The organism is Nocardioides sp. NPDC051685 (assembly GCF_044453405.1).
Taxonomy (GTDB): Bacteria; Actinomycetota; Actinomycetes; order Propionibacteriales; family Nocardioidaceae; genus Nocardioides.
Window position 1 is genome coordinate 878,605 of record NZ_JBITCR010000002.1, and the last position, 26,976, is coordinate 905,580.

At 71.0% G+C, this 26,976-nt stretch carries 22 protein-coding genes; 3 read left to right on the forward strand and 19 right to left on the reverse strand.

Features of this window, described 5'->3' with window-relative positions; translation table 11 throughout:
- Positions 1–4: 4 nt before the first annotated feature.
- The 8 genes from ACIA03_RS09295 to ACIA03_RS09330 form a co-directional block, all read right to left on the reverse strand.
- Positions 5–1,546 carry an NAD(P)H-dependent oxidoreductase subunit E gene (locus tag ACIA03_RS09295; protein WP_396981472.1) on the reverse strand — a complete coding sequence of 514 codons (1,542 nt, stop codon included), beginning with the start codon at positions 1,544–1,546 and terminating at the stop codon, positions 5–7.
- Positions 1,547–1,569: 23 nt separating this feature from the next.
- A complete protein-coding gene (locus tag ACIA03_RS09300; protein WP_396981474.1) occupies positions 1,570–3,087 on the reverse strand; it encodes an AAA family ATPase in 1,518 nt (505 codons plus the stop codon).
- Complete coding sequence (locus ACIA03_RS09305; protein WP_396981476.1) at positions 3,084–4,106, reverse strand: zinc-dependent alcohol dehydrogenase family protein; 1,023 nt, start codon at positions 4,104–4,106, stop codon at positions 3,084–3,086. Before ACIA03_RS09305 ends, ACIA03_RS09300 begins: the two co-directional genes overlap by 4 nt.
- The gene (locus tag ACIA03_RS09310) at positions 4,106–6,862 is read right to left on the reverse strand and encodes a GNAT family N-acetyltransferase (protein ID WP_396981478.1); all 2,757 of its coding nucleotides are present in this window, start codon (positions 6,860–6,862) and stop codon (positions 4,106–4,108) included. The genes ACIA03_RS09305 and ACIA03_RS09310 overlap by 1 nt, the downstream gene beginning before the upstream one ends.
- 135 nt (positions 6,863–6,997) lie before the next feature.
- The gene (locus ACIA03_RS09315) at positions 6,998–8,161 is read right to left on the reverse strand and encodes an ABC transporter permease (RefSeq protein ID WP_396981480.1); all 1,164 of its coding nucleotides are present in this window, start codon (positions 8,159–8,161) and stop codon (positions 6,998–7,000) included.
- The gene (locus tag ACIA03_RS09320; protein WP_396981482.1) at positions 8,158–9,333 is read right to left on the reverse strand and encodes an ABC transporter permease; all 1,176 of its coding nucleotides are present in this window, start codon (positions 9,331–9,333) and stop codon (positions 8,158–8,160) included. Before ACIA03_RS09320 ends, ACIA03_RS09315 begins: the two co-directional genes overlap by 4 nt.
- Before the next feature lie 2 nt (positions 9,334–9,335).
- A complete protein-coding gene (locus ACIA03_RS09325) occupies positions 9,336–10,322 on the reverse strand; it encodes an ABC transporter ATP-binding protein (protein ID WP_396981485.1) in 987 nt (328 codons plus the stop codon).
- The gene (locus ACIA03_RS09330; protein WP_396981487.1) at positions 10,319–11,212 is read right to left on the reverse strand and encodes a universal stress protein; all 894 of its coding nucleotides are present in this window, start codon (positions 11,210–11,212) and stop codon (positions 10,319–10,321) included. The genes ACIA03_RS09325 and ACIA03_RS09330 overlap by 4 nt, the downstream gene beginning before the upstream one ends.
- Before the next feature lie 267 nt (positions 11,213–11,479).
- Between ACIA03_RS09330 and ACIA03_RS09335 the strand changes: the two genes are divergently transcribed.
- Complete coding sequence (locus ACIA03_RS09335; protein WP_396981489.1) at positions 11,480–14,116, forward strand: cation-translocating P-type ATPase; 2,637 nt, start codon at positions 11,480–11,482, stop codon at positions 14,114–14,116.
- Between the two features lie 61 nt (positions 14,117–14,177).
- Here ACIA03_RS09335 and ACIA03_RS09340 read toward each other — a convergent pair whose 3' ends face one another.
- The 6 genes from ACIA03_RS09340 to ACIA03_RS09365 all read right to left on the reverse strand — a co-directional run bounded on the left by ACIA03_RS09340 (position 14,178) and on the right by ACIA03_RS09365 (position 18,132).
- Positions 14,178–14,738 carry a bifunctional DNA primase/polymerase gene (locus tag ACIA03_RS09340; RefSeq protein WP_396981491.1) on the reverse strand — a complete coding sequence of 187 codons (561 nt, stop codon included), beginning with the start codon at positions 14,736–14,738 and terminating at the stop codon, positions 14,178–14,180.
- Positions 14,735–15,553, reverse strand: a complete 819-nt coding sequence (locus ACIA03_RS09345; protein ID WP_396981493.1) for a class I SAM-dependent methyltransferase — start codon at positions 15,551–15,553, stop codon at positions 14,735–14,737. Before ACIA03_RS09345 ends, ACIA03_RS09340 begins: the two co-directional genes overlap by 4 nt.
- A 147-nt stretch (positions 15,554–15,700) precedes the next feature.
- The gene (locus ACIA03_RS09350) at positions 15,701–16,378 is read right to left on the reverse strand and encodes a TetR/AcrR family transcriptional regulator (protein WP_396981495.1); all 678 of its coding nucleotides are present in this window, start codon (positions 16,376–16,378) and stop codon (positions 15,701–15,703) included.
- 128 nt (positions 16,379–16,506) lie between these two features.
- Positions 16,507–17,361, reverse strand: a complete 855-nt coding sequence (locus ACIA03_RS09355; RefSeq protein WP_396981497.1) for a helix-turn-helix domain-containing protein — start codon at positions 17,359–17,361, stop codon at positions 16,507–16,509.
- 11 nt (positions 17,362–17,372) lie between these two features.
- Positions 17,373–17,885, reverse strand: a complete 513-nt coding sequence (locus ACIA03_RS09360) for a DUF6879 family protein (RefSeq protein WP_396981499.1) — start codon at positions 17,883–17,885, stop codon at positions 17,373–17,375.
- Positions 17,866–18,132: a hypothetical protein gene (locus ACIA03_RS09365; RefSeq protein ID WP_396981501.1), complete on the reverse strand. Its 267-nt coding sequence runs from the start codon at positions 18,130–18,132 to the stop codon at positions 17,866–17,868. Before ACIA03_RS09365 ends, ACIA03_RS09360 begins: the two co-directional genes overlap by 20 nt.
- 454 nt (positions 18,133–18,586) lie before the next feature.
- Here ACIA03_RS09365 and ACIA03_RS09370 point away from each other — a divergent pair, with 454 nt between their 5' ends.
- Both ACIA03_RS09370 and ACIA03_RS09375 read left to right on the forward strand, forming a co-directional pair.
- Positions 18,587–19,084, forward strand: a complete 498-nt coding sequence (locus ACIA03_RS09370; RefSeq protein ID WP_396981503.1) for a DUF6879 family protein — start codon at positions 18,587–18,589, stop codon at positions 19,082–19,084.
- Between the two features lie 123 nt (positions 19,085–19,207).
- A complete protein-coding gene (locus ACIA03_RS09375; protein ID WP_396981505.1) occupies positions 19,208–19,669 on the forward strand; it encodes a Scr1 family TA system antitoxin-like transcriptional regulator in 462 nt (153 codons plus the stop codon).
- A 78-nt stretch (positions 19,670–19,747) separates the two neighbouring features.
- Here the strand turns inward: ACIA03_RS09375 and ACIA03_RS09380 are convergent, their stop codons facing one another.
- The 5 genes from ACIA03_RS09380 to ACIA03_RS09400 are packed head-to-tail and all read right to left on the reverse strand — an operon-like array spanning position 19,748 to position 26,925.
- The gene (locus ACIA03_RS09380; protein ID WP_396981507.1) at positions 19,748–22,243 is read right to left on the reverse strand and encodes a cation-translocating P-type ATPase; all 2,496 of its coding nucleotides are present in this window, start codon (positions 22,241–22,243) and stop codon (positions 19,748–19,750) included.
- Positions 22,244–22,248: 5 nt separating this feature from the next.
- Positions 22,249–23,148 (reverse strand): carbamate kinase, encoded by a 900-nt coding sequence (locus ACIA03_RS09385; RefSeq protein WP_396981509.1) that lies wholly within the window; start codon positions 23,146–23,148, stop codon positions 22,249–22,251.
- Complete coding sequence (gene argF / locus ACIA03_RS09390) at positions 23,145–24,200, reverse strand: ornithine carbamoyltransferase (RefSeq protein WP_396981511.1); 1,056 nt, start codon at positions 24,198–24,200, stop codon at positions 23,145–23,147. Before argF ends, ACIA03_RS09385 begins: the two co-directional genes overlap by 4 nt.
- The gene (locus ACIA03_RS09395; RefSeq protein ID WP_396981513.1) at positions 24,197–25,435 is read right to left on the reverse strand and encodes an arginine deiminase; all 1,239 of its coding nucleotides are present in this window, start codon (positions 25,433–25,435) and stop codon (positions 24,197–24,199) included. Before ACIA03_RS09395 ends, argF begins: the two co-directional genes overlap by 4 nt.
- The gene (locus ACIA03_RS09400) at positions 25,432–26,925 is read right to left on the reverse strand and encodes an amino acid permease (protein WP_396981515.1); all 1,494 of its coding nucleotides are present in this window, start codon (positions 26,923–26,925) and stop codon (positions 25,432–25,434) included. Before ACIA03_RS09400 ends, ACIA03_RS09395 begins: the two co-directional genes overlap by 4 nt.
- Between the last annotated feature and the right edge of the window lie 51 nt (positions 26,926–26,976).

Below are 26,976 nucleotides of genomic sequence, written 5' to 3' on the forward strand. Positions count from 1 at the left end.
GACCTCACCCCCACCGCACCGCGGACAGGCTGCGGATCGCGGCGGGGACCCGGCGGCCGAAGGCGCACAGGCTCGCCTGCTCCATCGTGCCGAGCAGGGCGTCGTCGAGGGCTGTCGTCTGCGGGTCGGCGGCGCCCCGACGCGTACCCTCACGGCAGGGAGTGCACGCCCCGCAGCTCTCGCTCGCGGCGAACCGCCACAGATGCTGCAGGAGCGCGGCGTGCGAGGTCCGGTCGTCGACTGCGACCATGCCTCCGTGGCCCAGCGACACCCCAGCCGCTTCCAGCTCCGAGGCCAGCAGCGGGACGTCGAGCTGGTCCGGCCCCAGGAACCCGCCCAGCGGACCTCCCATCTGCACCGCGCGCAACACCGCCCCGCCTCGGAGGCCACCACCGAGATCCTCGACGATCGCCCGCAGCGGAGTGCCGAACTCGACCTCGAACACGCCCGGACGGAGGAACCGCTCGTTGAGACTCACCAGCAGGGTGCCGGTCTCGGCACCCCTGCCGAGGCGCGCATAGACCGCCCCGCCCCCGGCCACCACGGCCGGCACCGCCGCCAGCGTCTCGACGTTGTTCACCGCGGTCGGACGTCCGAGCAGGCCCTGCTGGGTCGGGTAGGGCGGGCGCGCCGTGACCGTGCCCCGCAGCCCGGCGAGCGAGCGCAGCAGCGACGTCTCCTCCCCCGCGACGTACGACCCGTGTCCGGAGACGACGGTGACGTCGAAGTCGAGGCCGCTTCCGTGGATGTCGGCCCCCAGGTGCCCCGCTGCCCGGGCCTCGGCGGCGGCCCGGCTCATCGAGGCGTGGGCACGCGGGTACTCCGAGCGTACGTAGACGTATCCCGACGAGGCGCCGCAGGCCAGGCCGGCCAGGGCCAGCCCCTCCAGGACCAGGTCCGGGTGAGACTCCATCAACATCCGGTCCGCGAACGAACCGGGGTCGCCCTCGTCACCGTTCGCCACCACGAACCGGGGGCCGCCGTCGTTCGAGGCCGTCACCGACGCCCACTTGCGGGCCGTCGGGAACCCCGCGCCGCCGCGACCGCGCAGCCCGGCCCGGTCGACCTCGTCCCGGACCCGTTGAGCCCCATCGGCCGCGCCCACCATCGCCGGCCACACCTGCCACGACGCTCGCCGCTCGTCCAGCAGCACCGACCGTTCCCCGGGCACCACGGGGAGGGGTGGGTCCTGCGGCTCCTCCCGCCCGGCGAGCTGCCCGGCCAGGCCCGGGCCGACGCGGGGAAGGTCACCGTCGAGCGCAGCGGGGCCGCCATAGCAGTAGCCGAGGCAGTGCACCGCCTGTAAGGACACGCGGCCGTCGGCCGAGCACTCGCCGACGCCCACCCCCAAGGCCGCCTCGACCTCCTCGACGTGGCGTCCGCCGGAGGCGACGAAGCAGCCGGTCCCGGTGCACAGCCGCACATGCCGGTCGCCACGAGGCGCCCGGGTGTCGGCGAAGTAGGTCGCCGCGCCGTAGGCCGCCGCCTCGGGACGGCGGCCGCCGCGCAGCAACAGCTCCTCGACCGGTCTGGGCGACCTGTCCATACCCGGAGACCCCGCGCCACGCCTCATCGGAGCGCGTTCCCGACATCGCTTCGCGGACCCAGCACGGTGGCGATCGCGATCTCCACGGTCTCCGCGACGGAGCCACCGGTGTCGATCGTGACGGCGCCCGGCCAGGGCCTCTCGGCACGCCTCAGGTTGGCCGCGACCATGTCGTCGGCATCCGAGATGTCGACGCGAGCGGCGATCCGGGCTGCCGCCACCTCGGGGGCGACGTCACAGCGCAGGACCGTGAGAGTGCCGTACGCCGCGCGCGCGGTGTTCTCCACGAGGACCCGATGTTCCGGGTCCGTCCAGGACGCGTCGAGCACGACGGACTCTCCGTGGGCCAGCAGCGTGGTCGCGCGCTCGAGCAGCTCGGCGTAGGTCCGTGCCGTCCACGCCGGGTCGTAGATGCCCTCCTGCCACCCGGCCGCCGCGTGGTGCTCGGGGTCGATGCCGGCCAGCTCCTTGCGCAGCCGGTCGCTGCTGAGCACCACCATGCCGAGCCGGTCGGCAAGACCTCGTGCCAGGGTCGACTTCCCGGTTCCCGGAGACCCACCGACGGCGATGAGCCTGATCTCACCGCGGCGCAGGTGGTCGCGGGCGAGCTCTGCGAGACGTACGGCCTCCGCGGTTGCCGCGCCGGCTTCCTGACGGGTGTGAGCCTGCTCGGCACGGAGGGCCGTCACCTTGGCCCGCATGAACGCGCGGTAGGCGATGTAGTGGTCCGCGAGGGAGTCGGGGTAGGTGTCGGCGCCGAACTCGCCGTAGGCGGCCATCAGCTCCGCCGCGAGATGGGGCCCACCGAGCCGTTCGAGGTCCATCGCCAGGCAGGCGACGTCATCGAGACCGTCGAGACGGCGCAGGCGGTCGTCGAACTCGAGGCAGTCGAGGATGCGCGGGCCGTCGGGCAGACAGAAGATGTCATCGGCGAGGAGATCGCCGTGGCCGTCGACGACTCGCCCGGCGCCGGCCCGCTCGGCCAGCAACGGCTCACGGCCGTCGAGGTAGGAGCTGCTGAGGCGGTCGACCTCGTCGACGAGAGCCTCGTCGAGGAGCGTGCCTCGGAACCGGGCGACCTCGTCCAGGTTGTGCCGCCAGCGCGACCGGAGCGCCGGCATGCCGCCCTCGGCCACGATCTCGGGTCCTCGCTCGGCGCGGGCGTGGAAGGCGGCCATGACCCGCGCGATCCTGCGCACCTCCCCCGTGACGGGCTTTCCTCGGCGCACCAGCGTGGCGAGACGCCGCTCGTCGGGCATGCGCCGCATCACGATCGCCGGCTCGGACGAGCCGTCCGCCAGTGGCAGCTCGGTCAGCCCCACGTACACGTCCGCCGCGAGCCGGCGGTTGAGCTCCAGCTCCCGACGACAGACCTGGCGCCTGACCTCCGGCTCGCGAAAGTCCAGGAACGCCAGGTCGACGGGCTTCTTCAGCTTGTACGCAGTCTGCCCGACGAACACGACGAGCCCCGAGTGGGTCTCGCGCAGCCCTCCGTACGCCTCACCATCGATCCCCACCAGCATCGGTTCGGTCGCGGTCACGACGGCACCGCGGTTCTGGTCGGGCCGTTCGTCTCCAGGACCGCGACACCCCGCACCCGGTCCTCGGCGAGGTCGGCGAGCGCCTGGTCGGCGTGGCCCAGGGAGTAGCGGGTGACCTCGGCGTGGAGCCCCAGCCGGCCGGCGAGCCTGAACAGCTCGACCCCGTCGGACCGGGTATTGGAGGTGACGCTGGTGAGCGTGCGTTCGCGAAAGAGATGGTGCTGGTAGTCGAGCGGCGGGATGTCGGAGAGGTGGATACCGGCCACCGCACAGGTGCCACCCGCCTCGAGGCCGGCGAGCGCCTCGCGTACGACCTCACCGGCCGGCGCGAACACGATCGCCGAGTCGAGCGGCGGGACGTCACCGCCAGGCTCGACCGCGGTGACGGCGCCGAGATCCAGCGCCAGCCGGCGCGCCTCAGCTCCGCGGGTGACGACGTGCACCTCGGCGCCCTGATGGATCGCGATCTGCGCGGTCAGGTGGGCGCTCGCCCCGAACCCGTAGAGCCCGAGCCGGCCGCCGGGTGGCAGCGAGGAGCGGCGCAGCGCCCGATAGCCGATGATCCCCGCGCACAGCAGCGGCGCCGCCTGGAGCGGAGTCAGCGACTCCGGGATCAGGTAGGTGTAGTCGATCGGCGCGACGGCGTACTCGGCGTAGCCGCCGTCGGCGTCCCACCCGGTGTAGCGAGACTGCTCGCAGAGGTTCTCGGCGCCGCTGCGGCACCATCGGCACCGACCGCAGGTGGAGCGCAACCACGGCACCCCGACCCGGGCGCCGACCTCGGGCGCGCCCACCTCGTGGTCGCCGCGGGCCAGGACCCGGCCCACGATCTCGTGTCCGGGCACCACCGGGCTGCGGTGGCGGGGAAGATCACCGTCGATCACGTGCAGGTCGGTCCGGCACACGCCGCACGCCTCCACCGCGATCAGGACCTCCCCGGGGTCCGGCTCGGGAACATCGATCTGGCCGGCCGACAGGCGGCCCCCACCTGTCGTACGCCACCCGAGCATCTTCGCCATCAGGTGCTCCCGCCGGACCCGACCGGCCCGATCGGCGGGGACAGTCGCCTCAGGTCGGGGTCGGGCGCCTGCGCCGCCGGGTGCAGGCGAACCTTCGCGTCCACTACCGAGACACCGCGTTCGTGGACGATCACCGGGTTGAGGTCGATCTCGGCGATCTCGGGAATGTCCTCGGCGAGGCGGCCGAGGCAGACCAGCAGGTGCTCGACGGCAGCGGCGTCCGGCGGCGGGGCACCGCGATAGCCGGACAGGAGCGGCGCGGTACGCAGCTCCGCGAGGGCCGAGGCGGCATCGGCGCGGCTGAGCGGGGTGAGCCGGAAGCTGCGGTCACCGATCAGCTCGGTGTAGATGCCGCCGTAACCGACCATGACCAGTGGCCCGAAGACCTTGTCGTGCGTGACGCCGGCGATCAGCTCGATCCCGGCGCCGACCTGCCGCTGGACGAGAAGGCCGGGGTGATCGACAGGGACGCCGAGCAGCTCCTGCGCGACGGCGCGCACCTGGTCCGGACCGGTGAGCCCCAGGCGTACGCCTCCCACATCGGTGCGGTGGGCGATGTCCGGGTCGGCGATCTTGACCGCGACCGGATAACCCACCCACGTGGCGGCGTCGACCGCCTCCTCGACGCCGCCGGCGACAACACTCGGCAGGACACCGATCCCGTAGGCAGCGAGCAGCTGCCGTACGTCGGGCTCCGCGAGCCGGCCACCCGCGGGCATCGCCCGCAGTGTCCGGACGACCACGTCGCGAGCCGCTGCCCGGCTGCCGGCCGCCGTCTCGGCGACGGGGACGCGCGGTGCCGCCCGCCACTCCGCATAGGTGGCGATCGGGCCGAGTGCGCGGGCGGCGTCCTCGGGGAACGCGAAGACCGGCACATGGTGGCTCCCCGCCCTGATCGGCCGGCTCGGACCCTGCGTGTCGAGCATGACCGCGACGGTGGTGACCGGCAGGGCCTGTTCTCCCGGGCCGGCACGCAACGACGTGCGCAGGGCGCGTGCGAAGGCCGCATACGAGAGCGCGGGGAGCGGCGTACGCATCACGACCAGCATGTCGACCTCACCGCTGCGGGCGACGGTCGAGACCACCTCCGCGTACGCCTCCCAGCCGACACCCGATCCCAGGTCGACCGGCATCCGCTCCGAGGACGCATCGGGCACGATCTCGCGGATCCGCGCCATCGTCTCGGCGCTCAGCGTGGCCAGGCTCAGACCGACGCTCTCGCACGCGTCGGCAGCCAGGACGGCCGGACCGCCCGCATTGCTGATGATCCCGACCCGCCGCCCAGCCGGCAGCGGCTGGTTGGCCAGCACGCTGGTGGTCTGCAGCAGCTGCTCGAGGCCCTGGACGCCGATGACTCCGCACTGCTGGAAGAGCGCGTCCACCGCGGTCGAGGACGTGACGGCCGAGGCGGTGTGGCCGATGGCCGCCTGCCGCCCGGCGTGGCTGCTGCCACCGATCAGGGCGACGATCGGCTTGCGTGCGGCGAGCCGTCGGGCCAGCCGCGAGAACTTGCGCGGATTGCCGAAGGACTCCAGGTAGAGCGCGACGACGTCGGTGGCATCGTCCTCGGCGGCGTACATGAGCAGGTCGTTGCAGCTGACGTCGGCCTTGTTGCCCGCGGAGATGAGAGCCGACAGCCCCACGCCTAGCTCTTCGGCCCGCTGCAGCACGGCGATGCCCACCGCGCCGGACTGCGCCATAAGCGCCACTCGCCCGTGTCCTGCGGAGGTGGGTGAGAAGGTGGCGTCCAGACGGATATCGGGGTCGGTGTTGGCGACGCCGAGGCAGTTGGGGCCCACCACGCGCATCCCCGCTCGGCGGGCGATCGCCAGCATCTCGTCCTGACGACGACGCCCGTCGGGACCGGCCTCGGCGAAGCCGGTGGAGAGGATCACCAGGTCACGTACGCCGCTCTCGGCACACTCGCGCACCACCTGCAGCACCTGGGCCGCCGGCACCGCGATGATCGCCATGTCCACCGGGGCGACCTCGCGGATCGAGCCGTGGCACTTGAGCCCGAGCAGGTAGTCGCAGTGCGGGTTCACGGGGTGGACCTTGCCGGTGAACCCGGCCCGCAGCAGGTTGCGTACGACCTGGTGGCCAGGGTGGTCCTCCTGACGGCTGGCGCCGATCACGGCCACCGAACCCGGCCGCAGCAGGGCCCGGATGGAGTCGGCGTCGGCCCGCTGCTCACGGGTGCTCATCGCCTCCAGGACACGCTCGGTGAGCCGGATCGGGAACCGCACCTCGACGGTCTCCTGGTGTGAGGTCGAGGTGACCTCGAACCCGACATGGTGCAGGACGTCGAACACGTCAGCGTTGTCGGCCAGCACGTACGCGACGAGCTCGGTCATGTCCGCTTCCGTCGCGGCGACGGCCAGGTGCTCCAGGAGCAGGGTCGCCAGGCCGCGGTGGGCGTGCTGGTCGGCGACGACCAGGCTGAGCTCCGCCGTCCCACCGCCGGTGCTCGTGGCGCTCGCGAGCGCGACGATCCGGCCGTCGACGACCGCGACCTTCGCGACCGCGTCCCCGCGGGTCAGCTGCGGCAGCAGCTGGTCGACGAAGTGCGCGCTGTCGAAGTGGCCGACGTGGAAGAACCGCCGGTAGCGGCCGAGGTCCGAGAGCTGGAGGTGCAGGTCCACCAGCTGGTCCCGGTCCTCCGGAACCGCATCACGTACGCGGGCGATCGTGCCGTCCCGCAGGAGCACGTCCACCCCGGATGATCTCTCCACGTCTGCCTCCGTCTTCGCGGTCACCGCGCTACCTCCTGCTGCCGATCCATGGGCCATGTCCACCAGCGAACCGCCAAGAGCCCACCGGCCTGCAGAGAACCGAGTCCGAAGGCTCGGGGCCTTTCGTCCTTGAGGCGAGGCGTGCTCGGACGGATCGCCTCAACCTGCGAGGATCCGGCGACGAAGCGCCCACGACCCCGCCACGAAGAGACCGGCCGCGAACGCGGCGAGCACGCCCAGCTCGGGAAGGATGTCGAGCACCGTGCCGTCGTGGCGCACCAGGGTCGCGAAGGCGTCGGCCGCCCACGCGTGCGGGGTCAGATGGGCGACGGTGAGCAGCGTGGGCGAGTAGAACTCGAGCGGCATCATCGAACCGCCGAGAGCGGAGATGCCGAGTCCGAGCAACAGGCCGACCGCGGTGGACTGCTGGGTGTTCGTGGCAGCGGCTCCAAGCACCATGCCGGCACCGCCGGCGACCGAGGCGAACAGCAGCATCACCAGCGCTGCGGCGATCGGATCTCCCCAGGAGACACCGAACAGCACGGCGGCCCCGATCATGATGACCAGGCCCTGGACGACCGCGATGGCCACGCGCCCGAGCGCCTCCCCCGCCACGATCGTCGAGGCCCGGGTGGGCGTGGCGAGCATGCGCCGGGAGACCCCGAGCCGCCGGGTCTCGATCAGCGACGCGGCCGTCGTCATGGACGTCACGAAGGTGAACAGCAGCAGCTGGCTGCTCGCCCCGAGGTCGAAGCGGCCGAAGTCCTCGGGAAACGGCGCTGCCCCGACCGTGGTGGTCGAGACGCCCACGTCGGCGACCCGGTCCGCGAACGCGTCCCCGCGGTCGAGGTTCGCCCGGAAGTCGCCGCCGAGCTCGTGCTGCAGCGTCCTGGCCACCCGGTATCGCGCCGCCTGGTCGTCGACGACGGCACGGACGATCATGCCGATCTGCTGAGCACTCCGGTCGGACCTGGACAGGTACTGCAACGCGGTCTCGTCCCCGCTCGTGAGACGGGCGTCGTACGTCTCCGGGATCACGACCGCCGCCTCGACGTCGCCTCCTTCGACCGCCGAGACGGCCGCGGCCCGATCATCGAGGCGGATCACCTCGATGCCCTCGGCGTCCTCGAAGGCAGCCACCAGGTTGTCCGCGAGCGCGCCGGTGGCGGGCTCCACCACGCCGAGCCGGGGCTCGTACGTCCCACCGAATGCGATGCCCAGCACCGTGATCATCAGCAACGGGAAGAGCACGAAGAAGAAGGCGCTGGTGCGGTCCCGCAGGGAGCGTCGCACGTTCGTCCACGCGATCGTGAACGCGGTCATGGCGCCAGCACCCGCCCGATCCGCAGCAGCGCGACGCCCGTCGTGACCGCGGCCATGCCGAGCAGCACCGCGACGGACGGGAGTGCCTGGACGGCTCCACCACCGCCCGCGAGGGCGCCCAGACCACCCAGGAACCACGCATGCGGTGTCACCAGACTGAGGTTCGCGATCACCTCACCGGCCTGACGTACCGGGAAGAACGAGCCACCGAGCAGCCCCAGGGAGACCGCGACGACGGCCTGCCAGGTCCCTGCCTGCTCGGAGGTCTTGGCCAGCGAGGCGATGACGGAGGTGATGCCGGTTCCGGCCAGCACGCCGGCGACGACCAGCAGCGCCACCCCCAGCGGATCGCCCCAGTCCGCGCCGAGCATCAGCGTGCTGGCGACCATCAGGACCGTCAGGCTGACGATGCCGAGCACGATGCTGGTGAGCAGCTTCCCGACCAGGATCGCCCATCGCGGCACCGGTGCGGCCAGCAGCCGCGCCAAGGTGCCCTCGCCTCGCTCGTCGATCAAGGAGGAGACCCCGAACTGCACGGTGAACAGCAGGAAGAAGACCGCCATCGCGGCCGCGAAGTAGGTCTTCACGTCGAGCACTCGGGTGGTCGCCGAGACGTCGTCGATCGTCACGGGTGGGACCCCGTGCACGGTCTCCTGCGCGACCCGCTCGATCTCGGCCGGTGCCACTCCGGGCCGCGCGGCCCCGACCGCGGCCGCCGCCACCCGGGCTGCGTCGAGACCTCCGACGTAGGACCGGGCGACCGAACGCGCCACCGTGGTAGCCGTCGGCGCGTCGGCGCTGCCCACCACCCGCAGCTCGGCGGGACGGGGGCTCGCGACGTCCGCGGCGAACCCGGGCGGCAGGACGAACGCCACGTCCAGGTCCCCCTCGCGGACACCGGCCCTGGCCTCCGCCTCCTCGAGCTCGCTCACCTGGGCGACGCCCTGCGCTTCCAACGCGCCGAGGACGTCGTCGGTGAAGGTGCGGGACACCGCTGTGTGGTCCTGGTCGACGACGGCGTACGCGAAGGCCCGCGGCGTCGCGGCCGGCCCGAACAGCAGACTGAAGATCGCGGTGAGCACGAACGGCACCACGATCGCGAGCACGAAGGCGGACCGGTCTCGGACACGCTGTCGCAGATCCTTGGCCGCGATCTGGAGGGCGGGATGCATCCTCAGTCCCGCAGCCGCTTACCGGTGAGCTGGAGGAAGACCGTCTCGAGGTCCGGCTCCTCCGCGGTGACCGAGCGAACCGAGCCATGTGCCGCCGCCACCTGGATGACCTGCGGGAGCGCCGACTCCGCGTCTTGCACGAGCACGTCGACCACGTCGTCGACTCCGCTGACCCCGCCGGTGATCGGGAGCGCGCGCAGGGCCGCGGCCGCACCGGTCGGGTCCCCGTCGAGGGTGAGGCGGATGTGTTCGGACTCGCCGAGCCGCGCGGTCAGCTGCCGCGGCGTCCCTTCGGCGACCAGGCGGCCGAGGTCCATGATCGCGACCCGGTCGCAGAGCCGCTCGGCCTCCTCCATGTAGTGGGTCGTGTAGAGGACGCCCATCCCTTCGGTGCTGAGTCGCTCGACGCTGTCGAGGATGGCGTTGCGGCTCTGCGGGTCGACGCCCACCGTGGGTTCGTCGAGCACCAGCAGACGGGGCCGGTGGATCAGGCCGACCGCGATGTTGAGCCTGCGCTTCATGCCGCCGGAGTACTTCTGGACGCGGTCGCCGGCACGGTCGGCCAGCCCGACGATGTCGAGGACCTCCGCGACGCGGCTGCGCGCCTCACGGCGGCCGATCCGGTACAGGGAGGCGAAGAAGAAGAGGTTCTCCCGGCCGGTCAGGTCGGGGTAGAGCGCAACGTCCTGAGGGACGTAGCCGATATCCGCCTTAGCCCTGAGCGCACCGGGATGCATCTCGAGACCGTCGACCAGGATCGACCCGGAGTCGGCCGCGAGCACTCCCGACACCATAGAGATGACGGTTGTCTTGCCGGCTCCGTTGGGCCCGAGGAGGCCGTACGTCTCCCCGCGCTCGATCCGGAACGAGATCCCGTCCACCGCTCTGACCGACCCGAATGACCGGGCCAGGTCGGTGCACCGAAGCACCTCCTGCGTCCTCACCGGCGCGGCGTCGGCCGCGCGCAGCGAGGAGGCCTCGACGTTCATGGCGTCTCGGGCGCCGGCGGGACCACCTCGACGGGGCAGCTGGACTCGCGCAGCAGAGCGTGGCCGGTGCCACCCATACGGCGCAGCGGGAAGGCGTGCCCGCGCCGGCCGATGACGAGAAGCGCCGCGTCCTTCGATACCTCTGTGACGATCTGGGCGGCCTGGCCGCGGCGTACCTCGATCCAGGCGTCGACCCCGGCAGAGTTCGGGACCAGCTGTCGTGCCCGTTCGAGGGTCTGCATCAGCCGGTGCCGTGCGTCCGCCAGCACGCCGGCCGCGTCCAGCTGTCCCAGCGTCGACTCGTAGTAGACGGCCGGGACCTCCCAGGAGTGGACGATCACCAGGCCGCCGTCACGGTCCACCGCCTCTCCGAGGGCCCGGACGACGAGCTCGGTCGAGGCATCGCAGTCCGCGACCGCGACGACCACCATGCGGGTGTCCCGCTCGGCAGGCCAGTCGGCCGGCACGACCACGACGGGCACCGGCGCGCGCGAGGCGACCCGGCCGGTCACCGAGCCCGTCACGATGCGGGCCAGGCCGTGGTGGCGCTCGTCGCCGAGCACCACCATCGCGGATTCGGCTGCCGCGTGCACGAGCTCGGTCACCACTCCGCCGTCGCGGAGCGTCGAGGTCACATGCTCCGCCCCGACGATCTCGGCGGCTTCCTTCTCCGCGTGGGCCAGCGCGGTCGCACCGGCCTCGCGGATCTGGTCCGCCAGGCCCGTATAGCCGTACGGGTAGAAGACGCCGGTCGCGATGGCGAGGTCGACCACGTGGACGAGCCACAGGTCAGCACCGCTTCGGCGGGCTCTGCCCGCCGCGTAGCGGACTGCCGCCCGGCCGCCCTCTCCCCCGTCGACAGCGACCATGATCCGCTCACGCTCGGACATCTGCCCTCCTCATGGGCTCGGCACCTCCGGCCGGCCCGGCGTCTCCACTGTCGTCGGACCGGCCGCGCAGCGGTCAGGGTCATCGGTGCCGCGAGCGGAGGACCTAGGTCCGCTCGGCGCCACGAGTCCGGCCGGGCACCGACCGCTTCCCCCGCCGGAGGCCGGGACGGATGTCTGCTCGCCCGGGGACCAATGGACCTGCGGCACGCCACTGCCGTCGTGAAGAGTCGAGCGAAGGGACTCGAGCGTGGCCCGAAGGAGGAGACCTTGACCGCTGGACAGGCCGAGAGCGATGTGACCGACGAGCAACACGGGTTGACCTCGGGCGATGCCGCAGCCGTGCTCGCCCGTGTCGGACCCAACGAGCTCCCCCGTCCGCCGCGGCGCCCCTGGTGGCGGCTCCTGGTCGCCCAGCTCACCCACTTCTTCGCGGTGCTGCTGTGGGGCGCCGCCGCGCTCGCCCTGCTGGCCGGGATGCCGACCCTCGCCCTGGCGATCGCGGTCATCGTCCTGCTCAACGGCGTGTTCGCGTACGCCCAGGAGCACCGCGCCGACCAGGCCGCCCAGAAGCTGGGGTCCTTGATGCCGGCCGACACGCGAGTGATCCGGGACGGCCGGACCCAGGAGGTTCCGGCGTCCCAGGTGGTCCCGGGGGATGTCGTCCTGCTCGAGGCCGGAGACCGGGTGCCTGCCGACGGTACGCTCCTGCGCAGCGAGGAGGTCGCTGCCGACGAGTCGATGCTCACCGGCGAGAGCGTGCCCGTACGCAAGCCGGTGGGCGCCGTCGTCCGGGCTGCCACGTTCCTGGTCCAGGGCAGCGGGCGGGCCGTGGTCACGGCCACCGGCGCCCGGACCGAGGTCGCGTCCATGGCCGGGCTCATCGCCGGCGCCCACCGGCCGCCGAGCCCGCTGGCCCGCGAGCTCGACCGGCTGGTCAGGATCATCGCCGTCGTCGCGCTGACGGTGGGAATCGTGCTGGGCGTGGTCTCCCTGCTGCTCGGCGGCACCGCGACCGGCGCCCTGCTGTTCGCCGTCGGCGTCAGCGTCGCGCTCGTCCCCGAGGGGCTGCTGCCCACCGTCACGCTGTCTCTCGCCCGGGGCGCGCAGCGGATGGCGGAGAGCAAGGCGCTGGTGCGGCATCTGGAGGCGGTGGAGACGCTCGGGTCCACCACGTTCATCTGCACCGACAAGACCGGTACGCTGACGCGCAACGAGATGACGGTGGTCGAGCTCTGGACGCCGGACGGGCGCGTGGTCCCGCAGGGGGTGGGCTACGAGCCCACGGGGACCGTGTCCGGCGGGCCGGCCGCGCTACGCGTCGCGGCCGAGGCCGCTGTCGCGGCGCGGGCCTGCGTCACCGGGCGAGCCGTCCTCCAGGACGGCATCTGGCAGCCGTCGGGCGACCCGATGGAGGTCGCCATCGACGTCGTGGCCGCCCGGTTGGGCACGGACCCGGCGGAGGCGACGATCCACGTCCCGTTCGTCACGGAGCGGCGCTTCAGCGCCGCCGTCGTCGCGGGTCGGAGCTACTTCATGGGCGCTCCGGAGCGGATCCTGCCCAGCTGCGGGGAGGCGGAAGGCTCAGCCACCGAGGTCCTCGACACCTATGCCGACGAAGGACGGCGCGTGGTCGCCGTCGCCCGCTCCGCCGGTCACCGCCGGCCCACCACCCCCGACGAGCTCGCCCGCCTCCTGGACGAGCCCTTGGAGCTGCTGGCGCTGCTGGCCATCGAGGACCCTCCGCGGGACGGCGTACGCGAGGCGCTGGAGTCGTGCCGCACCGCGGGCATCCGGGTGGCCATGATGACCGGCGACAACGGGCGTACCGCTGCGGCGATCGCCACGGAGGTCGGCCTGCTGCGGCCGGGCGGCGTCGTCGTCGAGGGCGACCGGCTGCCGACCGACGACACCGCGCTGGCGGACCTGCTCGACGATCCCCGGGGCGCAGTCGTCGCCCGGGTCACCCCGGCCGACAAGCTCAGGATCGCCAACGCGCTCCGGCTGCACGGTCACGTCGTCGCGATGACCGGCGACGGGGTCAACGACGCCGCTGCGCTGCGCGGCGCCGACGTCGGCGTCGCGATGGGGCTCAGCGGCAGCGACGTGGCACGGGATGCCGCCGACCTGGTGCTGCTCGACGATCACTTCGCGACCATCGTCAAGGCGATCGAGCTCGGGCGGGCGACCTACGCCAACATCCGCCGGTTCCTCACCTTCCACCTGACCGACAACGTGGCCGAGCTCGCTCCGTTCGCCGTGTGGGCGCTCTCGGGCGGTTCGATCCCGGCCGCGATCGGCGTGCTCCAGATCCTTGCGCTGGACATCGGCACCGATATGCTCCCGGCACTCGCACTCGGGGCGGAGCCACCCAGCAGGCGCACGATGGCGGGTCCCCGGAGCGAGGAGCGGGTGGCCAGCGGATCGGTGCTGCGTCGCGCGTTCCTGGTGCTGGGACCGATCGAGGCGGTCACCGCCGTCGCCGCCTTCCTCTGGGTCCTGACCAGCGGAGGCTGGGGGCTCGGCGAGACCCCCGGTACCACCTTGCTCAGCCAAGCGTCGGGGACGGCGTTCGCGGTGATCGCGGTCGGCCAGGTCGCCAACGCGTTCGCCTGCCGCAGCGAGTCCCGGCCGGCATGGCGTGTCGACCCCCGCCGCAACCCGCTGGTGGTGGCCGCCGTCGCGGTCGAGCTGGTCCTGCTCGCGGGATTCCTCGGCCTGCCATGGCTCTCCGAGACGCTCGGCGGCAGCTGGCCCTCGGGCGAGGGCTGGTTGTGGGCGCTCGGGTCCGGGTTCGCCCTCCTGCTCGGCGACAGGGTCCACAAGGCCTGGCGCAACGCCCGCCGGGCAAGCAAGCGACCGCAAGAAGGATCAGCTGCGCCGACCAGCCCGCCGCCCACCAGCTGAACGACCCCAGGGTCCTAGCGACGTAGGCCGCTGGCCTAGGCCAGGCCGCGCAGGGACGCGTTCAGGATTCAAAGATGCTGGCAGGACGGTGGGGTCGCCACAGGGTTTGCATCGGGTGGACATTCCATCTCACGCGGCCCGTCGCCGGTGTGCGCGAGGGCGGCGCAGCGATCCAACCGTCCGGGCCGCAATGCAGTCTCCCGCCGGCACGGGTCACCTTCTCGGGGTCAACCGAGCCGCGACTGAGATAGAAGTGCCACCGCACTGGCCCCGGTTCCAGGAGGGTGTCGAACCTCCTACCCGGCCTCGCGACCGCCGTGGGGCACCGGTTGGTCAGGGCAGCGTTGAGCGCCACGCCCGGGTGGGCGGGCAGGTCGAGGACCTCGAACAACTGGGTGGTGAATGCGATCTCGAACTCGCCCCAGTTCTGTTCGGCCTCGTCGGACGTTCGGATCGGTTCCTCGTCGAGCAGGTGCGGCTGCGCGCAGGTGTCGCCGCACTGGCAGCGGCCATTGCGTGGTGCGGCGAGCCTGACCGCGGGCCAGCCGCGGGCAAGGTACTCGGCTGCGATGCGGGCCAACCGCTTCGGCGGCTGCGGCATCACTCCGACCCGCGGGGTCACGACGCGACCGTTCCGACCGCCAGCCACAACGTCGAGGCGGGCACCAGCTCCGGGTGCTCGTCGGCAGCGCGTGCGCTGGCGAGCGCTGTCTTCAAGGGGCCTTGGTTAGTGAGGGTCTGGGGCCAGTCGGCGGGGTTGGGGAAGTGGGCGTCGATCACGATGCCGAGCCATCCACCAGGGCCGGTCAGCCCAAGGATCGCGATGTTGGTCAGGCCGGCGCTCGACATCTCGTCGGTCAACTCTGGGATCGTCGTGTAGTACGTCGCGGGTGAGACCCGGTCGTTGCGGTCGCTGAACCCGGCGGCCTCGATGTCCTCGATGACCGGCCGCCGCTCCAAGAACTGGTTCGCCAAGGTCGCGCCCAGCAAGTTGGCGTGACGGTTGAACGCCACCGCGGCGACCAAGCCGCCTGGCCGGACCACCCGTGCAGCCTCGAGGAGAGCGGCGCGACGGTCCTCCGGGTCGGTCAGGTGGTAGAGGGGTCCAGCCATCAGGGCGACGTCGAACTGGTCCTTGTTCCAGGGGAGATCCCGAGCATCACCGAGGAGTGCCCGAATCCCTGCGGCACGGGCTGCCTCGACGTGACGAGGGATGGGGTCGATGAGGTCGACCTCGTAGCCCTCCGCCCGTAACCACCGCGCGTGCGCGCCTGTCCCACCGCCGATGTCGGCGACCCTGGTGGCGGATACAGGCAGGTGCCGGGTCACCAGCTCGCGGACCCTGGCCAGCTCCAACCGGCCCTTGACACTCGAGCCCAACCTCAGGCTCTCGTCATAGCGGCTTCCGTAGAACTCCTCCAGGTCAGTCGCGATCATCGTCGACACAGTCTTCTCCTCATACGCAGTGTGTACTCAGGCATGGCGCGCTCCCGCGTCACGTCCGCGTTGTTGGCATGTGCGGACGTTGACCCGGCCGAACCGCCACACGAGAGCCAGTGGCGGCCCGGCCGGGGGTCTGTGGAGTTACTCGTCCTCGAGCAGCTCGGCCCAGGAGACGGCGGCCGCGATTTCGATCTCTTCTCGGGTAGCACCACAGGCCCGGAGCACCCCCGCGGCGATCACGTGACGGTCCCTCACGGAGACGACATCGCCCTCAGCGCGGTACCTCACGACGATGGAGACCTCGTGCTCCAGCCGTACCCCGGAGACGTAAGGAACACTGGCGACGGCACGGCCGAAGCGCTCGTACGCGGCACACAGATCGCGCAACGTCGACCTGTACGGCTTGAACATCTCCAAGCTGGTCACATCGGGGCAGATCGCCAGCAGGCCAGAGTTGTGCGGGGCATCGACCAGGGTCTTGGAGTCGATCATCACCAGTGCGTAGAGCGCCGCAGCCCACCCGCTCTCGGCAGCGATGTCCTCGATCTTCTCGATCTGGTCCAGGGTGGGTCGCACGGTCCTCGACAACAGCTCCCCGAGGATCTCTTCCTTGCCTGCGTAGTGGTAGTAGAGCGACGCCTGGCGGATGCCGACCGCATCGGCAATCTCCCGCGTAGAGGTGTTGGCAAACCCCCTGCCCACAAAGAGCCGCGCGGATGCGTCGAGGATCTGGTCACGGGGCGACAGCGTGTCGTCGACGGCTGGGACGTGTCGCGGGCGGCCTGGACGAGAACGTCTGGTACGGACTGCGGAACTCATGAGACTCCGTCGCGAGTGGTTGGCGGGATGGTGCCCGGGCCGCCGCCGCAAGTTCTTAGGAGACCCTTCGGCGCCCCGGGGCTCCGCCAGTCTTGTCCGGCCCGCGAACCAACAGCCAGAAAATTGCCTCAGGTTGCTTGAAGTCGCGCTCGCGCTGCCTCGATCTGCGCCATCGCAGCAGCACCGAAGACCGCTTGCTCCTTGAGCGCATCGAAGGTGCGCAGGAAGTAGGCGATGTCCTCGGGGCGCGAGGAGCGGAGGGCACCAGACCAGAACTCCTGCGCGACTTGCTGGTCGTCGAACAGGTAGAATCCGTCACCGGGGAAGAGCGCCCCTCGCCTCTGTCCCAACGGGATGACTCCGACCGACACGTACGGCATCGCAGCTACCTCTAGCAGGTAGTCGAACTGCTCGCTCATCACCTCGGGGCCACCGATGTTGTTGTAGAGCGCCAACGCTTCCATGACGAACACGAATGAGTTTGTTCCGGTGCCGAGGAGCCGCTGCCGCATGCCCCTGTTCTTCGCGGCCTCCTCGATGTCCTCGATGGGCAGACCATGGTGGCGTGCGTGGATCTCGAACTGTCCGACCGTGTACTGGAAGGTCTGCAAGATGCCCGGGACATGAACCGACTCGTAGACGCGGAGCAGCTTCGTCCGCTCATACAACGGCATGGCACGACGCTGGATGTGCTTCATTCCGGCGCGGAGCTCGCGACGAACCTCCAGCCACATCTGCTCGACCTCGCGGCGAGCCGCGATCAAGGTCGCCACCTCACCCTCGGCGTCGCACGCTGTCGCCCATGCCTTGACGTCGGCCTCTGTTGGGTTCTGGTTGCCGTGCTCGATCTTGGAGATCTTCGCGGGGTGCCAGCCGCACCGCTCTGCCAGCACCCTGCCGCTCAGGCCAGCGTCGAGCCGGAGATCTCGCAGACGTACGGCGAACGCCCGTTTCGCCGCGCTCGACGGTGTCGTATCGGCCACGGCCGCGCCCCTCAGGCAGGTTCGAACTCGCGATGAGGCGTAGCGATCTCCCAGGCAGACTCGAAGGAGTCCCTGCAGAACTTCATCACGCCCGGCTCGCGGGACAACTGAATATCGACGGGCTCGTCATTGCCACCGATCACGTTGAACATGACGCAGTCATCGAGTACGAAGCAGTCGTTGCCGGGCAGCGGCAGCGCGGAGACCAGCCGACGCGGGAGCCAACGGAGTTCCTCGCCGGCATCTACCGAGGGGCCGCTGGTGTCGACCAGCATTCGCTGGTAGTCCGAGAGTGGTTCGGACACGACTCGGATGCGCCGGATACGTCGCCCTGCGGCGGCCTCCGACGCCATCCTGTCGCGCCAGCCACCGAGGAATCCGTCGACGGCCGCCTGGTCACCACGGCGCCACGCATCGAACAGGTCGTCGTCGAACGCGTACCGGTCGCGCAACTCGAGCTTGAGGATCGAGGAGGTACCGGTCCAGAGCAGCTTTCCGAGCTGCTCAGCCGAGATCGACTCCATGGTTCTCCTTCACATACTTGCGGACGAACGCGTCCACGGTCCGGTTCGAGACCTCCAGGAACGTCTCGTCCTCAGCCAAACTGACGAGCTGGGCGGCCACCGCCGAGCCCCGATGCTTGCCCTGGACGATCCACGAATCGCGATCCGTCTCGTAGAACGTCTCACAGTGTTCCAGCGCGCCTGAGTCGGGGTCCTTGATGAAGAACGTAGCAGTGAGGTTGTCGTCCTGGGTCGGGGTGTAGTCCATGTTCTTCCTCCTGGTCGAACTGCCGAGAAGCCCCTGCCTCGTGGGCCGATCTGCGGTCAGTATGCCAACTTGTCGGCGTTGGCCGCCTGATCCTTGGTGAGTCCGTCGCGGATCTCAGGCCGGGGCCAGGATGCCCGGTTCCCCCGGGACTGCAACAGGATGTTGCTTCAGATTGCTTGAATTTCGGCCCATGTATCGGCGGACACCTTCGGTGTTCCGGGCATGGCCGACGTCAAAGTGACCGGCGCGATCAGCGGAACGAAGTTCCCGAAGGTTCCTTGACGGGACTGTGAGACGTTCTTCGAAACCGACCGAGGCTCATGGATCGTGCAGGCAAAGGTCACCGGCCCCGAGGTCCGTGACCAGCTTGTGGGCCTCGCAGCAGACGAGACGTACGGCGAGATGTCCGGTCGCACGGTAGACGCATTCGTGACGAAGTACGTGAAGGAGCGGCATGGAACTGATCTCGGCTGAGCGTCGCGGTGAGCTCGTATTCGGGCATCCTGGGGAGGTCCGGAAACTGGAACTCCGGGACCATTACGAGATCGACCGGAAACTCATCGACGCGTGGCGAACCAACGACCGCGAGTTCCTGGAGCGCCGGCGGGTCGCCAACGATGCCGACATCGAAGGGCTGAAGGAGAAGGGCATCAACTACCGGCGGGTCCGTGTCGTGTCTGAGCCCTTGTCGGAGTACCAGCGGATGGCGGTCGAGATCGCGAACACCGGCGAACAACTTCGATGGCTGCCGCGCCCCGAGGCCGCGACGATCGTGCTCCCGGTCAACGACTGTCTCGTCAGGGACGACCTGGTGGTGTTCAACCTCCTCGGAGGGAACAACGAATCCGTGGGCATGCAGTTGTCCACAGACCCCGAGGTGGTCAAGCTGTGCGTTGAGGCGTTCGAACAAGCGTGGTCACTCGGGAGACCCAACGGCACGTACGCGCCGTAGCCCGACGTGTCTGAACAGCATCCGTCCGAATCCGCTAAGAGGGCGTTCGGCTCGCGGTTGAAGCGGCTCCGCTCTCCACACCGGTGATGCCGGCGTCGAGGGCAGAACCTGCAGCTCGACCTGATGGACCGATACGCCCGCACAAGACTGTTCCGGATCTACGAGGGGCTGAACGGGCAGCCGGCGTTCGTGTTCGTGATGGGAGGAGTACGCGCTGTACAGCAACGTCGGTGGACCCGATGTGATGGGGGACAACTGGACTACCTTCTCGAGGTCGAGCAGATGCCGTACGTCTCGGTGGGGATCATCCCGCTGGGGCAGCGGCGGAGTCTGTTCCCGGGTGAAGCGTTCTACCTCTACGACGAGACGCTGCTCCGGCAAGAGTATTGGTCGGCGTCCCTTCAGACCTCCCGGCCCGAGACGATCTCCCACTTCGTGCGCGTCTTCGACGCCCTTAGGGAGCAGGCAGTCTTCGGCGCGGACGCCCCGCACCCTGTTCGCGCTGATGACCACTCCCGGACCGTGGCTGTGTCGGTCAAGCAGGGTAAATCAGACCACAGCCGGCACGCTCGGCACCGCGAATAGCCGTCGCCCGCTCCGCCAGCCGCCAGCCGCCAGGCCAACCGAGACCATGGCCAGGCTAAGTGCCCGTCGCTGTGCGGGTCAGCCGTCCTGACCACGACGGGCCAGACGCCCGGCGACGCGTCCCACGGCAATCGCGAGGCCCGGCAGGCAGGCCAGCGCGAGGAGCAGCAGCTGAGCCCGTGGCTCGAGGACCGCCGTCCCCAGCAGCGCCCGGAGCGGGCCGAACCACAGTCCGGCCAGCTGGAGCAGCAGCGCGATCGACACGGCGAGCTCGATCCCACGGCCGGCGAGGCTCCAGCCTCGTCGCGGCGCCCGCAACGCGAGGGCCAGACCGAGCTGGGCCACGCCGAGGGTGAGGAACACGGCGGACTGCACGTGCCAGCCCTGGCGCTGGGCCACCAGCCCGGCGGTGATGCTGACCGCGGCGATGAGGAGCCCCGAGATGACGATCTGGCGGGCCAGCCCGCCGCCCAGCACCGAGCGCTCGGGCGAGGGTGACGGGCGCCGCATGTCCCGTCGGTCGAGCGGCTCACCGCCGAACGCGACACCGGGTACGCCATGGGTGAGCATGTTGATCCACAGGATCTGCCCGGCGCCGAGCGGGAACGGCAGACCGAGGAAGGGGCCGAGCAGGATCACCAGAACCTCGGCCAGGCCGCCGGCGAGCCCATAGCGCAGGAACGTACGGATGTTGGCGTACACGCGCCTGCCCTCACCCACAGCCACGACGAGGGTGCGCAGGTTGTCGTCGGCCAGCACCACGTCCGCGGCCTGCCGAGCCACCTCGGTGCCGCGCTTCCCCATGGCCACACCGATGTCGGCACGACGCAGAGCGGGGCCGTCGTTGACGCCGTCCCCGGTCATCGCCACGATGTGTCCGCGCGCCTTCAGCGCATCGACGATGTCGACCTTCTGGTCGGGCCGGGTCCGGGCGTAGACGTGGACCCGGTCCACCGCGTCTACGTGCTCGCCACGGTCGACCGCCGCGCCGTCCATCACCTCGCCGTCGGGCTCGACGCCCGCCCGCGGTCCCGGCGGACCGCCGGCCAGGATGCCGACGTCACGGGCGACCGCGCCCGCGGTCACCGGGTGGTCGCCGGTGATCAGGACGGTCCTGATCCCCGCGTCCCGGCACTCGGCCACCACCTTGGCGGCATCCGTACGCGGAGGGTCGGCGATGCCGACGAGCCCGGCGAGCACCACAGAGACCGGCTGCTCCTGCGGCGGCCGCCACGACCGGTGTGCGACGGCCAGCACCCGGAACCCGGCACCGGCGAGCTCCTCGGCGACCGCTGCTCCACGGTGCCGGTCCGCGTCGTCGGGCAGCATGCCCAACACCACTTCGGGCGCGCCCTTGACCACCTCCAGCAGCACGCCGTCCTCGTCCCGGTCCACCGTCACCATGTGCCGGCTCTCGCTCTCGAACGGCACCTCGTCGACGCGGGTCCACTGATCGCGCAGCTGCGCTGCCTCGATGCCCCGGGCGGCGGCGGCCAGCAGCAGAGCGGCCTCCATCGGCTCGCCGATCAGGGTCCGGTCGGTCTCGGATCCAGTCAGGCGGGCGTCGTTGCACAGCACGACGTCCCGGAGCAGGGTCGGCTCGTCGACGGCGTCCGGCGTCCAGATCCGCTGCACCCTCATCCGGCCCTCGGTGAGGGTGCCGGTCTTGTCCGAGGCGAGCACCGTCACCGAGCCAAGCGTCTCGACCGCCGGCAGCCAGCGCACGATCGCGGACTGCCTCGCCATCCGGTGGGCACCCAGTGCCAGCGCGACGGAGACGACCGCGGGCAGCGACTCGGGGATGGCGGCGACCGCCAGGCTGACCGCGAGGATCAGGGACTGGCCGAACGAGGCGCCACGAAGCACGGACAGCACCAGGACGAGGATCGCGATGGCCGCGGTGGCCACCACGAGCTGGCGGGAGAGCCGGCGTAGCCGGGCCTGGAGCGGCGTCGGCTCGGTCTTGGTCGTCGCGATGAGCGCCGCGATCCGGCCGAGGCCGCTCTCGGCGCCGATCCGCTCGACCACGCCCCAGCCGCGTCCCTTGGTGACCACGGTCCCGGAGAGCAGCTCGTCGCCGGTCACCCGTCCGACCGGCACGGACTCACCGGTCATCGAGGACTCGTCGACCTCGAGGCCGACCGCCTCGGCGGCCACCAGGTCGGCCGGCACGACGTCACCCGCCTCGAGGCGTACGACGTCGCCCTTCACCAACCCGGCCGCCTCGATGTCGCTCACCCGGCCGTCTCTGAGCACGCCGGCGCGCGGGGCGGCCATCCGGCCCAGGGCCGTCATGGCCTGCTCGGCCCGCCGTTCCTGCACCACCCCGATGGCGGTGTTGACCAGCACCACGACCGCGATGATGCTCGCGTCGGGCACGTCGCCCAGGGCGAGCACGACCACGAACGCGGCTCCGAGCAGCAGGATCATCGGGTCCCGCAGCTGGGTGAGGACGCGACCGACCAGTGTGGCCGGGGCAGGAGCCGGCACCGCGTTGGGGCCGTCCCGCGCCAACCGGATCGACGCCTCGACCGCGGTGAGCCCGCCGGACTCGGTTCCCGTACGCGTCGGCACCGGCCTCAGCCCCGCACCTGGGTGCCCGCCGTACCGGCGAGCACACCGTTGATCTCGTCGAGAGAGCCGATGGCCGAGCGCCGGCCGGTCCGGCGGGTGAAGGCGCAGACGGCGTCCACCTTGGGGCCCATCGATCCCGCGGGGAACGACATCGAGGACAGCTCGGCGACGCTCACCTCGCGCAGCACCTTCTCGGCGGGGCCGCCGAAGTCCCGGATCACGCCCTCCACGTCGGTGAGCACGAGCAGCAGGTCGGCGTCGAGGCGCTCCGCGGCGAGCGCTGCGGCGCGGTCCTTGTCGACCACGGCATCGACGCTCTCGTAGCGGTGGTCACGGTTCGCGACCGGGACCCCACCGCCGCCGGCAAGCACGACGGTGGCGCCCGCGTCGAGCAACCACGCGGCCACGGAAAGCTCGACGATGTCGCGCGGGAGCGGGGACGCGACCACCCGTCGCCAGCCACCGCCGTCGGCACGGATCGTCCAGCCGTGAAGGTCGGCGAGGCGACGGGCCGTCGGTTCGTCGTAGACCTGGCCGATGAACTTGGTCGGCTCCTGGAACGCCGGATCCTCGGGATCCACCACCGTCTGGCTGACCAGCGTCACCACGTCGCCGATCCCCTCGTCCAGGAGCGCCTGCTGGAGCCACAGCCCGATCAGGCCCTGGGACTCGGCGACGAGGTCGGCGAGCGGATAGGGCTCGGACAGGGTCGGGTCGGCACCGCTCTCGAGCGCGAGCAGGCCGACCTGCGGGCCGTTGCCGTGGACCACCACGACCTGGTGGTCCCGGGCCAGGCCCGCGAGCGCGGCCGCAGCGGCAGCCACGTGCCGGCGCTGTGGTGCCGCGTCCGGCCGCTCCCCGCGGCGCAGCAGGGCGTTGCCGCCGATCGCGACGACGATCCTCATCCGGCCACCTCCTCGCCCGGCCGGCCTCCGGCGGCCATCGTCGCGACGAGCACGGCCTTGATGGTGTGCAGACGGTTCTCGGCCTGGTCGAAGACGATCGAGCGCTTGGACTCGAACACCTCGGGCGTGACCTCGAGCGACGTACGCCCGGTGCGGCTCGCCAGCTGCCGGCCGAGCTCCGTGTCGGTGCCGTGCAGCGCCGGCAGACAGTGCATGAACCTCACCTCCGGGTTGCCGGTGAGCCGGAGCAGCGCGTCGTCGACGGCGTACGGTGCCAGCTGCGCGATCCGCCGGTCCCACAGCTCGGGCGGCTCCCCCATGGACACCCACACGTCGGTGTAGACGAAGTCGGCGCCGGTCAGGCCACGGCGGCGGTCGCTGGTGATCATCAGCCGGGCACCCGTGGCCGCGGCGATACGCTCGGCGTGGCGCACCGCGTCACGGCCCGGAGCCAGCTCGGTCGGTGAGACCAGCCGTACATCCATGCCCATCAGCGCGCCCGCGACGAGGAGCGAGCGGGCGACGTTGTTGCGGGCGTCCCCGACGTACGCGACCGAGATCTCCGCGGCCTCCTTGTTCGACTGCTCCAGCATGGTGAGCACGTCGCACAGCGACTGGGTCGGGTGCCAGGCATCGGTCAGGCCGTTCCACACCGGCACCCGGGCGTACGCCGCCAGGGTCTCCACCGTGACCTGGTCCGAGCCGCGGTACTCGATGCCGTCGTAGAGCCGGCTGAGCACCCGGGCGGTGTCCGCGATCGACTCCTTGTGGCCCAGGTGCGAGCTCGACGGGTCGAGGTAGGTCACGTGCGCCCCCTCGTCGTAGGCCGCGACCTCGAAGGCACACCTGGTCCGGGTGGAGGCCTTCTCGAAGAGCAGGGCGATCGAGCGTCCGGCGAGACGCGGAGCCCTGCCGGGCAGTCGGCGCTCCATCTTGAGCTCCGCGGCCAGCGCCACCAGCGAGCGCCATTCCTCGACGGTCAGGTCGACCTCTTTGAGGAAGTCGCGGCCGGCCAGCGACCTGACCGTCGCGTGCGGGGCGAGCAGGGTCATGACGGCACCGCCTCTCGCTCGATGGGGCAGGTCATGCACCGGGGGCCACCGCGGCCGCGGCCGAGCTCCTCACCGACGATGGGGATCACCTCGATGCCCTGGTCCGTCAGATAGGCGTTCGTGGTGGTGTTCCGCTCGTAGCCCACGATGACACCGGGCGCCAGGGCGAGGAAGTTGTTCCCGTCGTCCCACTGCTCGCGCTCGGCACCCAGCCGATCGATCGGCGCCCGCAGCACCCGCACGTGGTCGAGCCCGAGGACGTCGGCGACGGTCGGGAACAACGCGTCGTTCTCCTCGAGCTTGAACTCTCCGCCCGTCCCCACGCGGTAGAGCGAGTAAGAACGCAGCCGGTCGGGAAGGTAGGGGTAGACCGAGAAGGCGTCCGCATCGACCATCGTCATCGCGGTGTCGAGGTGCATGAACGCGCGCTCGCGGGGCAGCTCGACGACGATCACGGTGTCCACCGTGCCGCGCCGGAACAGCGCGCGGGCGAGGTTCTCCACGCCTTGCGGCGTGGACCGCTCCCCCATCCCGACCATCACGGCCCGGTTGCCGATGACGGTGACGTCACCGCCCTCCAGGGTCGCCCCGCCGTGGTCGAGGGCGTCGTGCCCGTAGAGGTAGGCGACCCGGTCCCGGAACATCGGGTGGAAGTCGTAGACGACCTTCGAGTTGATCGTCTCGCGCCGCCTGGCCGGCTTCGCCATGGGGTTGAGCGAGACCGCGTCGTACGCCCACGCCACGTTGTCCCGCTGGAACAGGTGGTTGGGCAGCGGGGCGAGCAGGAAGTCGTCGTCGCGGAGATACTCCAGCAGCAGGCTGCTGGCATGCACCCGGTCGGCGACGTCGGACTTGAGCACGCCCCCGATCAGATAGCCGGCCAGCTCCCCGGCCGGGGTGGTGGCCACCAGGTCGTCGAGCGGCTGGTCGAGCGCCGGCCCGAAGCGGTGCGCGGTGGAGAGCTCCTCCTGGAGTAGCTCGCGCGCACCCGGCTGGTCGAGCGCCTCGGTCAGCAGGTCGGCGAAGTGATGGACCACCACCCCGCGTGCCTCGAGCGCGGCGACGAACCCGTCGTGCTCCTCCCGGGCCCGCTCGGCCCACAGGACGTCGTCGAAGAGGAGCCGGTCGATGTTGCTCGGGGTCAGCCGGCTGAGCTCGAGGCCGGGACGGTGCACGATCGCCTGCCGCAGGCGGCCGACCTCGGAGTCGACGTGGAATCGCTGCTCCGCGCTCACGAGTCGCTCCCGTCGTTCGTCTCCGGGGTGGTGCCGACGGAGGCCGCAGCCTGGAGCCTGCGTCGCTGCGTGAGATAGACGGGCACGCCGAGGATCGCGGCGGCAGCGGTCATCAGGAACGGGCCCCACACGACGTACCAGCTGTTGTCGGTGTTGCGGGAGTAGTAGACGAACGCGATCGACATGACCAGCGCGACGACCGCGACCGCGAGGTCGAGGACCAGGTGCGGCGTCGGGCCACGGCGGTGGTCCTGCCAGCGCCACTTGAGCTGGGCCAGCGCGGAGAACGCGTACGGGATCGCCGCGGTGATCCCGGTCATCAGCACCAGTGTGGTGAACACGGTGGCCCCGTCGGTGCCCAGGTAGCTGACGACCACGGCGGCCGAGGCCAGGGCCGCGGAGGCGACGATGCCGACGGCGGGCACCCCGCGGCGCGAGATCCGGCCGAAGAGCCGTGGGAACAGACCCTCCTTCGCCGCGGCGAGCGGCATCTCGGCGCAGATCATGGTCCATCCGTTGAGGGCGCCGATCCCGGAGATGATCACCGCGGCCGCGACGATGTCGCCCGCCACGCTGCCGCCGAAGACCTCGTTCGCGGCCGCGGAGTAGGAGGCCTGGTTGGCGTCCTGAGCAAGCGCCGAGGCCGGCAGGATGCCGAAGACCGCGACCAGCGAGAGCAGGTAGACCACCGCGCTGCCGACGGTGCCCAGCACCGTCGCGCGCGGGACGTTCCGGGCAGGGTCACGCACCTGGGCGGCGGCGACGGACGCGGTCTCGAGACCTAGGTAGCTGAACAGGCAGATCGCCATCGCACCCCCGATCGCCGAGATGCTCGTCTCACCGCTGGTGTTCCACGGCGTGAAGTTGCCGGCCTTGATGAAGAAGAGGCCCGCGGTCGCCATCAGCGCCAGCGGCACGAACTTCAAGACGGTCGTCCACAGCTGGAAGACGCCCATGGACCGTACGCCGGTCAGGTTGATCGCCGCCGGGATCCACAGACCCGTCAACGCGATCACGATCGACCAGCCGGTGGCGCCCCCCTCGTTGAGGAAGGTCTCGACGTAGAAGACCCAGCCGACCGCGATCGCGGCGTTGCCCGCCCAGGCAGTGATCCAGTAGAGCCAGGCCTGGCTGAAACCCCAGCCGTCGCCGAAGGCGGCTCGGGCATAGGCGTACGGCCCGCCACCGGCCGGCATCCGCCGGGCGAGAACGGCGAACACGAGCGCGAGAGCGACGGCGCCGACGGTCGCGACCGCCATCGCCACCAGGCTGATCGGACCGTAGGAGGCGACGGCGTACGGAAGGCTGAAGACGCCGACGCCGATGATGGAGCCCATCACCAGCGCCGTCGCCGACGGAAGCCGGAGCTGGCCGGCGGGCGTCTCGCCGCCGGGGACCGGTCGGTCGGTGGGCCGGGGCGGTGGCGTCTCCTTGCCGGCAAAGCCACCGCGCGTATCGCGGTGGAACGGGGTTCGGTCGAGAAGGGACATGGCCCTCTCCTTCGTTACGGGTCACGGACGGATCCAGCACATCCCGACCGC